Here is a 12,190-nt window from a genome sequence, read left to right on the forward strand (position 1 = left end):
TTTTTATATCAAAGTCATCAGACTGAAGCTATCTCTTCAGGCGTCAAATATCGCCATTCACCCAGTGCTAAGGAGGGGTCTAATTCAATTTGCCCTACACTTTCACGATGCAACCCTTGCACATGATTGCCCACAGCGGCAAACATACGCTTCACTTGATGATACTTACCTTCGGTGATGGTTAATCGCACTAATTGTGGATCAATAATCTCCAGTAACGCCGGCTTAGTTAGACCATCTTCACCGCGCAATTCAACGCCAGCGGCAAATACCGCAATCAAACTAGCATCCACTGGCTCATCGAGTTGCACTAAATAGCGTTTGCCACATTCTTTCTTCGGTGAGGTGATCTTATGCGACCATTGGCCATCACTGGTAATCAACACGAGTCCTGTAGTGTCAGCATCTAAACGACCAGCAATGTGCAGAGTTTCTGGCTTAGGCACATCCACTAAGCTCAATACCGAAGGGTAGGTTTCATCTATCGTCGAGCAAATAGTGTCTACCGGTTTGTTAAGCATTAAATAACGCTCGCCCACTAAGACAATCGGCTCGCCTTCAAGGCAAACACACATACCTTCAGTCACTTTAAAACCCGAGTCTTTAACGACTAAACCATCACAAGTAATATCACCGCGATGCAGGGCTTTTTTCGCTAATGAGCGAGTCAGTGAGGTACTCTCACAGATAAATTTGTCTAAACGCACGTTAATACTCAACTTCAATAAAGAAAACTGCCGTATTATGAAGCCGACCCGTTCAAAGGGCAAAGAATTGCTGCTCAACGCGAGCTGTGTTTCTATATTAGCCCTTACGCATTGACAGCAATCACCATAGGGAAAGATGCTATGACTGAATTCCAAAAGATGATCACAGGCCAAGAATATGATTGTCTTAACAGCGAACTCTTAAGTTTAAGAACACAACAGCAGCGACTGAATCGACAATTAAATCAAACGATTGCTCAAAATAGCACTGAGTACGTCCAACTCTGCCAACAACTTCTGCCCCTTAAATCGCCAGTCGCAACTATCTCCACGCCGATTTTTATCAGTTATGGCATCAATCTGACTCTTGCTGACAGAGTGTTCATCAATGTGAATGTCACCTTGCAGGATAATGCCCCCATTTTTATTGATGAACAGACTATGATTGGCCCCAATGTACAGTTTTATACCTCAAGTCACCCACTTGATGCCGAGCTACGTTGCTCAGGTTTGGAAACCGCTAAAGCGATTCACATCGGTAAACGGGTATGGATTGGCGGCGGCGCAATCATAATGCCAGGAATCAATATTGGTGATGATGCCGTCATTGGTGCTGGCGCCGTAGTAACTAAAAATGTCGCAGCCAAAACAGTGGTTGCAGGTAACCCTGCAAAACTAATTAGGCAACTGAATTAACCCTATTTTAAAATGATAAATCGAAGTGCTCACTTACCTGAAAAGGCCTGCATACGGTAACTTTGCAGCTACTGACTTAAATATGCTCACTGGTAACCTTTAGTTACATATCACTCAAGATAAATCCACGATAAACAGTGTAATGATCTTGTTTCGATTCCTAGTAAGGCATTAACATAGTTCATTGCGCCTGAAGCAATCCCATTTTGCCAAAATAACAGCCCCAATAATGGGCACAATAATAAACTCGAAGGAAACAACATGAGAAAAGTACTCATTGGGGGACTGTGTGCCTCACTTATCGCAGGCCTGACTGCCTGTAATGACAAGGCTGCCGAAGTTAAAGCACCTGAAACTGCTAAAACAGCCACCGCAGCGGCAGTGACTCAAGCACTAGGTTCTGGAATTGAATTTGCTAATTTTGATAAAGCGATTCGTCCACAAGACGATTTCTATAAATACGTTAACGGCACTTGGCTAAAAAACACTGAGATCCCATCCGATCGCACTAGCATTGGCGCTTTCTACGATTTACGTGAAAAATCACGTGACGACGTAAAAGCTATTATCGAAGAAGTGGCTGCAACGCCCAATCTCGCCGCTGGTACAGACGAGCAAAAAGTGGCCGATTTATATCGTTCATTTATGGATACAGAGACACTCAATAAGCTGGGAGTCACACCAATCCAAGGCGAATTTGATGCTATTAATGCCTTAAAAGATAAGAATGAATTAGTGAAGTACTTCGCCCACAGCCAAATCGCTGGCGCGGGTACCCCAATAGCATTTTATATCGATATCGATGCGAAAAACTCTAGCCGTTACGCAACGCATCTCTATCAATATGGCCTAAGCCTGCCAGAGAAAGACTACTACTTTAACGAATCCGAACGCTTCGTTAATATCCGTAAGGCATATGTCGCTCATATCGAAAAAATGTTTACCCTTGCGGGTCTTGCTAACCCTAAAGCCAGTGCTGAAGCTATTTTAGCCTTAGAAACGGCCATTGCTGCCAAGCACTGGGATGTGGTTGAAAACCGCGACAGCACTAAGACCTACAATCTATATCAAGTCAAAGATCTGCCAACACTGGCACCGGATATCGATTGGGCAGGCTACTTAGCCGCTCTTGGCGCTGACAAGCAAACCGATATCATAGTTAACCAACCTAGCTATATCCAAGGGTTAAACGAAGTTTTAAAAACGACTGAGTTAGCCACTTGGAAAACCTATATGCAATGGCAAGTGCTGACGCACGCGGCGAGCAATCTAAGTGAAGCGTTAGACAATGAAAACTTCGCTTTCTTCTCTAAAACCTTAAATGGTCAAGAAGAACAAGAACCTCGTTGGAAGCGTGGCGTTGCAGCCGTCAATGGCGTTCTTGGTGAAGTTGTGGGTAAAGTGTATGTCAAACGTCACTTCACTCCAGAAGCCAAAGACCGTATGCAAGCACTGGTTGAAAACCTGCGTGGTGCTTACGGCGACAGCATCAAAGAATTAACTTGGATGAGCGACAGCACTAAAGTGGCTGCGGCGGATAAATTAGCAAAATTCAACCCGAAAATCGGTTACCCGAACAAATGGGAAGATTACAGTAAGCTGACCATCAAGGCAGACGACTTAGTCGGTAACGCTATGCGTGCCAGCGAAGTTGAACATGCTAAATCATTAGCCAAACTGGGCGCGCCAATCGATAAAGACGAATGGCACATGACGCCACAAACGGTTAACGCTTACTACAACCCAACCATGAATGAAATCGTGTTCCCTGCTGCCATTCTGCAACCACCCTTCTTCAATTTGGCAGCTGACGATGCAGTCAACTACGGTGGTATTGGTGCGGTAATCGGCCACGAAATGGGCCATGGTTTTGACGACCAAGGCGCTAAATTCGATGGCGAAGGCAATATGCGTGATTGGTGGACAGAGCAAGACTTGAAAGAGTTCTCTGCTCGCGGCAAAGCGCTAATCGCACAGTACGATGGTTACGCAGTGTTTGATGATCTGCATGTCAACGGCAGCTTAACCTTAGGCGAAAACATTGGTGACTTGTCAGGTGTGACTATCGCTTATCGTGCTTATAAGAAATCGCTTAACGGTAAAGATGCACCCGTTATCGATGGCTTAACTGGCGATCAACGTTTCTTCATCGGCTTCACGCAAATTTGGCGCGCAAAAGCCAAAGAAGAAGCCATGCGTAACCGCGTAGCGACCGATCCACACTCACCTGCGGAATTCCGCGCACTGGGTGCACTATCTAACATGCCTGAGTTCTACACTACGTATGATGTAAAACCTGGCGATGCCATGTATATCGCACCAGAGAAACGCGTAAAAATTTGGTAAGCCAAATTTAAATCACTGTTCAGCGGCATAAGCTGGCCAACAATGGCGCTCACTGTTAAAGGTGGCGCCATTTTTATTTCCTTAAACCACTGAGTTATGAATGTGACCCCATGCGCAAGATGAACAAGTCTTCATGGTTGGTTCAGCTTTAATTAAGCAATAGAAGCCTATGGTGGGTGCGTGACCTGAATAACTCACCCATAAGGAAGTAGGCCGCATGACTAAGTTATTTCGTACTTTTTTTATTTTTCTACTCTTATTATCAAGCCGCGCTGGTGTAGCAAATCCTCTCGACATTAGTGACAGTAAAGCAGAACGTGGTAATTACAGTGCAAGACAGGCATCAAGCCATGACCTACAAGGTCTATATGCACTCAGCAGTCAGACCTTCGATGCGCCTCATCAATCCTCGAATGACTTATCCGTGCTCCATCACCAAGCCTATGATGCACAAGCTGAACTCGCCCAATTACTCACCAAGATTGCCCATTATTCACAGGCACAAGTGATTGTTCCGCCAGTAAAGAGTTACCAAAGAGCTGCCGATAAAGTGGCCACAAAATTTAACGGTGATGCCAGCCAAATTACCGACCTTGCAAGGGCAAGTATTGTGACCGACAGCATTCAAGATCTGATGCAGGCCTACCAAACTTTGAATGAGCACACCCAAGTTGTGAAACAAAAAAACCGCTTTGCTGAACCTAAAGCCTCCGGCTATCGCGATCTCAATCTACTGGTACGCTTACCCCAATCAGGCATGATTGCTGAAGTGCAATTACACCTACAGGATATCGCTGATATTAAAAATGGTCCTGAACACAAGGTATATGAAAAAGTACAGAGGATTGAGGCCAATGCTCGTAAACAACAACGTTCACTAAGTGAGTTTGAACTCGCGCAGATTGCCCAATTACGTCAAGAATCACATAAGTTGTACCACAAGGCATGGCTTAACTATAAACGGGTTGATGAAGCCAGTTTATTAAGAGCCTCAGTCGCTTAACTAAAAAGCTTCCACTCTTGCGCTGGTTATCTGTAAAGGTGCCAGCGCCTTTTTTTATATTTTACAGTGCCTGAAAAACCATATTAAAAATAAGCTTAAAAAAGCACTCTCTCACATCAAAGCGCCATTTAAGTCGATACGCAAAGAACCTAAAGATAATTAGTTTCAGTAAATAGCCACTATCGCCATGGACGTCCATATGGCTTGCTTCTGTGGTACAAGAATATTGCATTCCAACGCGATTGCTATATAACCTGAGAGCGGTTTAACGAGCCATAACTGCAATCGCATTAAACTCCCCGTTAGTGAGGTTCAGTTGTGGCTTATTGTCTTTCAATTGATAGGCAATGAGTCCCGCAATCATATTCAGCATAAAACCATGCGCGTTGCAGTGTCTTGAGTGCTCTACTTGAGAGATATTTTTTAACTGGTCGTTGATGGTTTCTATGATGAAACGTCTCGACAGCATCGCTCTATCCCACAACAACATTGCCTTCGCTTTCATATTCTTACGCACGTTCGTCACCAACTTCACGCCTTTATCCAGCAATTCACTGGACAGCGCTTTACTGATATACCCTTTATCTGCATAGAGTTTATTCATGTCACTGTGCACCATCTCATTCACCGGTTTTGTGTCATGTACATTTGCAGGCGTCACTTTGGCCGCCACGATTCCGCCTTGATGATTCACAATCAAATGCAGCTTAAAGCCATAAAACCACCCCATGGTGCCTTTACCTCTGCACGCCAGTCCCGCCAAGGTTTTATGGCGATGAATACGTAGGTTATGACACACTTTGATGCTGGTTGAATCTATAAATTCAATGCCAGTGGGGTCACTCTTGAGGCTGGCAAAGTAGCTGCAAAGCGGCACTAAAGTAGTGGGCATCACCTCAAGAAAGCGGGTATAGCTGAGTAAATTAGGAAAAGCAGATTTGTAGAAATGAGCCAGATAGCCGATGTAGAAGTTCTTGAAATCACGGTGGTGGGACATCTGAAAAAGTATGATGATGGTCATCACTTCGCTCATCGTCATACGGCCAGGGCGTTGACGCTTGCGTGTACCATCGGTTAACAGCGTTTTTTCCCATTCTGGAATGAAAACAGCGCAAAAATCATCGACATCGCAAAACACTTCCACTAATTTATGCATAGGCCCTCCGGTGTGATGGGGTTTCTCTTGGTCGAAAGATCCGATCACTTGGAGGGCTATTAGTTCAACATTTCTTATCCCGAGTTCAGGTTATTTATCCATAAGTCCAAGACTTACTTTATAAATAGAGAGCCCCACCAACTCACTTTGACAACAATAACGCCAAGTTACGGGCCATCCCCAGTGAATAACCCAATGATTAATCGAATTAATTATTCAATTCGACTAATTCATGCTGGCAAGAATCACCTGCGTGGCATCAAAACAGGCGAAACATGGCTCGCCGACAGCCAACGCCTGCATTTGAGTCAGTGGCATCACTGAATAGATGATGTCTTTGCCATCAATATCTATGGCTAATTCGGCCTTATCGCCAAGTTCAGTCACGCTCAGCAAACGACCGCTTAGGCAATTTTGCCCATCCACTTCACAGACATGAGTCGTCGCCAGTACAGCGGGGGCTTTAAACAGTAACAACACAGATTTATCCAGGGCTAACTGCAAGCGTTCGCAGCTCGAATGGGTCACTGAAATCTGAATCTGTTGTCCGCCCGCTAAAGTCACGCTGATGTTATCATTTAATCCAAATGAATCAATGCTATTGATACGCCCCGTTAACTGATTGCGGGCGCTGGTGTTGAGGGAGAAATGCGCCATCACATCCAATAAACTGTGCATATCGACGGACTCATCGAGCAAGGCAGCCAAAGCCATTTCTTGTACTTGGGAGGTGATGGAATACACCTTAAGCAACCGTTCGCCAAATTCGGTGAGTTTAGCGCCGCCACCGCCTTTGCCGCCCTTTTCGCTACACACTACGGGTTCGGGCATGGCGGTGTTCATCTCATTAATCGCGTCCCACGCCGCTTTATAACTGATCCCCGCAAGCTTGGCGCCTTGGCTGATCGAGCCTGTGTTGGCGACCTGCTCAAGCAGTCTTATCCGCCTAGGATTGGCGAAGGGCTTATCCCCGAGGTAAAGCGTAAGTAATGCATGTAAATCCATCGTTTATCCCGCACCCAAGTCTGACTTGAGTCCTATTGTCCTTCATCACCTTGAGGATACCAATAAGATTGCCGAGATATTTCAGCAGATCAATACCATTAATCAGCAAGAAACCGCACACAGATCACTAATTGATTGCTTAGGGCTTGAATAATCGATGTATATATTGGTATATAACGATCACTTTTTATCACGGAGGAACACAATGAAATCCATTCACCTTAAGCAATTACTGCGTTTTACCACGGCTTCGTTATTCACAATCGTACTGACATCTAGCCCTATTTTTGCGGCAGACAATGAGCAAGTGACTGTTTTTGCAGCGGCATCGCTCACCAATGCACTTAACGAAATCGGCCAGCAATATGAAAAAGAACACAATACTAAGGTGATATTCTCCTTCGCCTCTTCCTCAACACTGGCAAAACAAGTCGCCAATGGTGCGCCAGCCGATCTGTTTGTCTCGGCGAATCAAAAGTGGATGGATTATCTGGTCGATGCTAAAGCGGTCGATGTTAACAGCCGAAAAACCTTGTTAAAAAATACCTTAGTCTTGATTGCCGAGAAAAATAGTCCCATTACAGAAGTCGTGCTCAATGGCGATTGGGATATTAAAGCCGCATTAAAAGGCAGTCGTATGGCTGTTGGCGATCCAGATCATGTGCCTGCTGGACAATATGCCAAGCAAGCCCTCGAAAACCTCAAGCTATGGCAAGCCGCTGAGCCCTTACTCGCCCGTGCTAACAATGTCCGTGCCGCCCTCGCTTTGGTTGAACAGGGTGAAGCGCCGCTTGGCATAGTGTATTCAACCGATGCGAAAGTCGCTCAAAAGATCAAAATCGTTGGCACCTTCCCAGAAACGAGTTACAGCCCAATTGAATACCCTGTCGCCTTAGTCAAACAAGAATCGACCGCAAGCGCCAAAGCGTTCAATGAGTATCTGCAGGGCCCAAGCGCAAAAAATGTGTTTGAGAAATATGGCTTTGGAGTGAATTAGGGTGCTGAGTGGTTCTTTGTTAAGCGGCTCATTTTTAAGCGGCTCTCTGCTAAGTGGCTCTCTTTTGAGCGACTATGAAATTGCCGCACTGCTGCTCAGCTTAAAGGTGTCATCCGTTGCCGTTATCGCCAGTTTACCCTTGGGTATTTTGTGCGCTTGGTTACTGGCAAGGGTCGAGTTTCCTGGCAAGGCTATATTTGACAGTGTGCTCCATCTACCACTGGTGTTACCGCCCGTGGTAGTGGGTTACCTCTTGCTGATCAGCATGGGCCGCCAAGGTTTTATCGGCCAGTGGTTATTTAATTGGTTTGGTATCAGTTTTAGCTTTAGTTGGCGCGGTGCGGCCCTCGCGGCGGCGATAGTGTCATTCCCGCTGATGGTCAGATCCATACGCCAATCCTTTGAAACCGTTGATATTCGACTCGAGCAGGCCGCACGCACTTTAGGTAGCAGTCGATGGCGAGTATTTCTCACCATCACACTGCCACTCACCTCTCCAGGGATAGTGTCAGGCATGATTATCGCCTTTGCCCGCAGCCTAGGGGAATTTGGCTCGACTATTACCTTCGTTTCTAATATCCCAGGTGAAACCCGTACGATTCCGCTCGCCATGTACTCTTTTATTGAAACTCCGGGAGCCGAATATCAGGCCATGCGTCTGTGCATTATATCGATCGTTATCGCACTCGCGTCTTTACTTGCCTCCCAATGGCTGAGTAAAAAAGCCCTGCAGAGGACGGCAAGCGTATGTTAACAATCAATATTGAAAAACGACTCGGACAACTGCAACTGAAAGTCGATACCCAATTGCCATTGCAAGGCGTGACAGCCGTTTTTGGCCGTTCGGGTGCGGGTAAGACCTCACTAGTGAACCTACTCGGTGGGCTTTCAACCCCAGATAGCGGTGAAATCCGCCTCGGCGACAAACTGCTTTATCAACAAGGCAAAGTGAACCTTCCCCCAGAGAAGCGCCAAATTGGCTATGTATTTCAAGAAGCACGACTGTTCCCGCACTATAGCGTGAAGGGCAATCTCAACTATGGTATGCGTACAGCTAACCCAGTCTTGTTCGATAGAATTGTGCAACTACTAGGGATTGAAAAACTCCTCAGTCGTTATCCCAGCACGCTATCTGGCGGTGAAAAACAACGGGTTGCCATTGGCCGTGCCCTGCTGACATCACCTGACATGCTGCTGATGGATGAGCCGCTGGCATCACTCGATTTACCCCGTAAACGCGAGTTACTGCCCTACCTGCAAACCTTATCGCAGGAACTAAAACTGCCGATAGTGTATGTGAGCCACAGCTTAGATGAGATCTTACAACTGGCGGATTATATGCTGGTGCTGCATCAGGGAAAATTGATCGCCCAAGGGGCCTTAAGTGAAGTGTGGAATAGCGAGCAAATGCGCCCTTGGGTGCCATTGCAGGAACTCAGCTCACTCCTCAGTGCAAAGGTCGCCGACAGACATCCCGACTACCCCATGACTCGACTCGTGATGGATGATGGAAACTATTTGTGGGTAAGTGGCTACCTGGCTGAAACGGCAAAGAAACTCAAAGTGCGTATTCAGGCAAATCATGTCTCGGTTTGCACTGAGCTCCCCAAAGGCTCAAGTATACGTAACCTGCTAAAGGGAGAAATTAAAGAGTTATACCTCAGTGATAACGGCGAGCAAATCCAATTAAAAATCGCCCTAGGCCGTGATGAACTTTGGGCCAACATCACCCCTTGGGCCTGCGACGAACTGCAACTCACTCATGGCAAAGCGATTTATGCACAAATCAAAGGAGTGACTATGACGCAAATGGATATCGCTGAATCCCACTAGCTCAACCTAGAGCACCGTTCGAAAACCAAATTTCAGGCACAAAAAAACCGACTCTAGGTCGGTTTTAGTTCCTTCATCAGAAGGATTTGGTACCAGTGGCCAGACTCGAACTGGCACGCTTTTAAGGGCGGGGGATTTTGAATCCCCTGTGTCTACCGATTTCACCACACTGGCATATCAAATATGCACTTAGAAGCAATCAAAACAACTGGCTGTCTCTAAGTGCTGGGAATTATACCTTTGCTTATGACAATGGCAAGTCTTTTGCCGCGACTTTAATACAAATTGCATTTAACCGCTCAAAAATCATGCTCTTGGGGTTATTCTGCGCCATGGGATAATAAAAAAGCGGTATATTCTTTATCACTTTTTTGAATATGGTTTACCAACCAAGCTTTCAAGAAAGCCATTAATTCGTCGGCAACATCTTCACCTCTAACAACCCGCTTTTGAAAATCAAGTACTTGCCCAACTAACTTGCCGTGTTTTTCCTTGTGGCTGTCAGTTTGAGGGTAACCAAAACGCGCAAAGAGTTCCTCTTCATAGGCAAAGTGATTGGCGGTGTAATCTACTAACCCTTGCACGATACGTTTGATGGCTTCGAGTCCATATTCTTCATTTAATGTGCGGTGTAATTCATTGATCAATGAGACTAAGCGCTGATGTTGACGATTGATCTCTGGCATCCCTATGTCTAACTCAGGCCCCCATTTCACAAAGAGTTTATTTTGTGCCTGACTCGAGTTAAAGAATGCCGCATTCACATGGAATCGATGCAGCAAGGAGCCGATTTCCTGCGACATGTTATACACTTTCAAACTCGATAAGTTAGTGTTGTTGGTGTGGGAGGCATTACTCAGGGCTAGCTCAGCCATCACACTGATATTTTTATTAATTTCCTCTGCTACTGTATGTTGTTGTCCCGATGCAGTGGCAATTTGGTGGGACATATCGGTAATGGTCTCCACCTGAGCGACAATCTGCCCGAGTGCACTGTGAGCTTGATCAACCATATCAGCCGTTTCGTCGGCAATCGCCACGTTTTTCAACATGACTTCAACACCATGTTGTGCGCCTTTTTGTAATGCGGCGATTTGCTGCTGGATCTCAACCGTGGCTTCGGATGTTCGTTTAGCGAGATTACGCACTTCATCGGCGACTACAGCAAAACCGCGACCATGTTCACCCGCTCTCGCACTTTCAATGGCAGCATTTAAAGCGAGTAAATTGGTCTGTTCGGCCACCTGCGAAATGGTTTCAATAATGCTACTGATATTGTTGCTGTCGGCGGCCAAGTGCTCGATCACGGTTCGAGTATCATGGATCTGTTGCGACATAGCGCCAATTTTAGTGACTATGCCATTCATGATTTGATCGCCGCGCTTAGCAGAACTTTGGGCAATATCAGCTGCCTGCGCAGCACTCACCGCATTTTGCGATACAGCTTGTACGCTTGAAACCATCTGCGTCATTGCACTGGCTGCCAGTTCAGTTTGATGCTCTTGCTCTAACACGCCTTGCTTTGCCTGTTCACTGATAACCTTGATATCCGAGGCGACTTTTTTCATCCCTTCACAGGTATCAGATAAAGACAAAATCGTACGGCTGACATCCTCACCCATGCGATTAATGTTATGTACTACCTTGATGAACACACCCGCATCTTTCTCTTCCAATTGATAACTTAAATCTCCCTCGCCTAAGTGGTGTGCTGCACGCTCAAGTTGTCTCAAATTACGAATTAATTTATTGATGTTGAATATTAAAATGGCGGCGAGCGCGCTTAAACACAAAATGGCAACAAAGTGCCCTGTGATCACCAAACAATAGAGGGGATAAATCAGCAACAATAGTGGCGCAAAGATAGAATTATATCCCATTGAATCCTTGTGACTTTTTTTATAATCCATTTTTTACTCCTTTAAAAAACTGATATCGCGCCTTCATATAAAAACAAGAACGAATAAATGGAATAGCGCGTTAACTAAATATCGATCGAGTTGAATAGGTTAATCCTAGACGCTAACGGAAGAAGAAACAAAGCTAAATTATTTGAACTCGTCGCTGTTAAGCATACTCTTAAATTTGACCAAGATCACAGAGTTAACTAAGGGTTATGACTTTGTATTCCTATGTCAATTTTTTATTGATCGAGATCAGTATTTTAGCTATCGAATACCGCTAATTTAGCGAGGACTTCACAGGAAAGAGGATTTCAGTCATGGCATTTTGGTTAGATCTGATGTTTGGTAACCCCATAGGCTTACTTTCAATGATCGTTATCTTTAGCACAATAGGAATAGTGTCTTATATCACTTGGATGTTCATTGTGAAGTCGGCACCGAAACCATAGTTTTTGCTCCAGTTGTTCTTCATGTTTCTTGTATAAATGCAAAATCTAGGGGGTCCTATCACCCCCATTTTTTTGTTGTCTCGCATATTAAAAA

The 12,190-nt window shown here is 45.3% G+C and carries 11 protein-coding genes and 1 tRNA gene; 7 read left to right on the forward strand and 5 right to left on the reverse strand.

The genetic code is table 11. From position 1 onward, the window contains the following. Nucleotides 1-17: 17 nt before the first annotated feature. Entirely contained in the window at nt 18-770 is a 753-nt protein-coding gene (gene rsuA, locus L5M29_RS09660; RefSeq protein WP_219250439.1) for a 16S rRNA pseudouridine(516) synthase RsuA, read from the reverse strand. A gap of 78 nt (nt 771-848) precedes the next feature. Here rsuA and L5M29_RS09665 point away from each other — a divergent pair, with 78 nt between their 5' ends. From L5M29_RS09665 to L5M29_RS09675, 3 genes are all read left to right on the forward strand, one after another. Beyond that, entirely contained in the window at nt 849-1,403 is a 555-nt protein-coding gene (locus L5M29_RS09665; protein ID WP_263167595.1) for a sugar O-acetyltransferase, read from the forward strand. 261 nt (nt 1,404-1,664) lie between these two features. After that, on the forward strand, nt 1,665-3,749 hold the full coding sequence (locus tag L5M29_RS09670; RefSeq protein WP_168824750.1) for a M13 family metallopeptidase: 2,085 nt from the start codon (nt 1,665-1,667) through the stop codon (nt 3,747-3,749). 217 nt (nt 3,750-3,966) lie between these two features. Next, entirely contained in the window at nt 3,967-4,752 is a 786-nt protein-coding gene (locus L5M29_RS09675; RefSeq protein ID WP_131523742.1) for a RelA/SpoT domain-containing protein, read from the forward strand. Nucleotides 4,753-5,017: 265 nt separating this feature from the next. Here L5M29_RS09675 and L5M29_RS09680 read toward each other — a convergent pair whose 3' ends face one another. Both L5M29_RS09680 and L5M29_RS09685 read right to left on the reverse strand, forming a co-directional pair. After that, nucleotides 5,018-5,908: an IS982 family transposase gene (locus L5M29_RS09680; RefSeq protein ID WP_263167597.1), complete on the reverse strand. Its 891-nt coding sequence runs from the start codon at nt 5,906-5,908 to the stop codon at nt 5,018-5,020. Between the two features lie 225 nt (nt 5,909-6,133). Beyond that, nucleotides 6,134-6,913, reverse strand: a complete 780-nt coding sequence (locus L5M29_RS09685; RefSeq protein WP_263167599.1) for a TOBE domain-containing protein — start codon at nt 6,911-6,913, stop codon at nt 6,134-6,136. Nucleotides 6,914-7,118: 205 nt separating this feature from the next. On the opposite strand from L5M29_RS09685, the gene modA reads away from it, so the two are divergent. From modA to modC, 3 genes are read left to right on the forward strand one after another with little or no spacing between them, the layout of a single operon-like run. Continuing rightward, a complete protein-coding gene (modA, locus tag L5M29_RS09690; protein ID WP_263167601.1) occupies nt 7,119-7,910 on the forward strand; it encodes a molybdate ABC transporter substrate-binding protein in 792 nt (263 codons plus the stop codon). A 16-nt stretch (nt 7,911-7,926) separates the two neighbouring features. Then, nucleotides 7,927-8,664: a molybdate ABC transporter permease subunit gene (gene modB / locus L5M29_RS09695; protein ID WP_263167630.1), complete on the forward strand. Its 738-nt coding sequence runs from the start codon at nt 7,927-7,929 to the stop codon at nt 8,662-8,664. Further along, nucleotides 8,658-9,743 carry a molybdenum ABC transporter ATP-binding protein ModC gene (gene modC, locus L5M29_RS09700; protein ID WP_263167602.1) on the forward strand — a complete coding sequence of 362 codons (1,086 nt, stop codon included), beginning with the start codon at nt 8,658-8,660 and terminating at the stop codon, nt 9,741-9,743. Before modB ends, modC begins: the two co-directional genes overlap by 7 nt. A gap of 87 nt (nt 9,744-9,830) precedes the next feature. Here the strand turns inward: modC and L5M29_RS09705 are convergent. Together L5M29_RS09705 and L5M29_RS09710 are read right to left on the reverse strand one after the other, a co-directional pair. Then, nucleotides 9,831-9,917 (reverse strand) — tRNA-Leu (locus L5M29_RS09705). A 146-nt stretch (nt 9,918-10,063) separates the two neighbouring features. Then, nucleotides 10,064-11,653, reverse strand: a complete 1,590-nt coding sequence (locus tag L5M29_RS09710; RefSeq protein WP_263167603.1) for a bacteriohemerythrin — start codon at nt 11,651-11,653, stop codon at nt 10,064-10,066. A gap of 311 nt (nt 11,654-11,964) precedes the next feature. On the opposite strand from L5M29_RS09710, the gene L5M29_RS09715 reads away from it, so the two are divergent. Next, on the forward strand, nt 11,965-12,096 hold the full coding sequence (locus tag L5M29_RS09715) for a DUF3149 domain-containing protein (RefSeq protein ID WP_105251481.1): 132 nt from the start codon (nt 11,965-11,967) through the stop codon (nt 12,094-12,096). Nucleotides 12,097-12,190 lie beyond the last annotated feature (94 nt).

The organism is Shewanella sp. SM95, from assembly GCF_025653595.1.
In the GTDB taxonomy this organism is placed as follows: Bacteria; Pseudomonadota; Gammaproteobacteria; order Enterobacterales; family Shewanellaceae; genus Shewanella; species Shewanella oncorhynchi.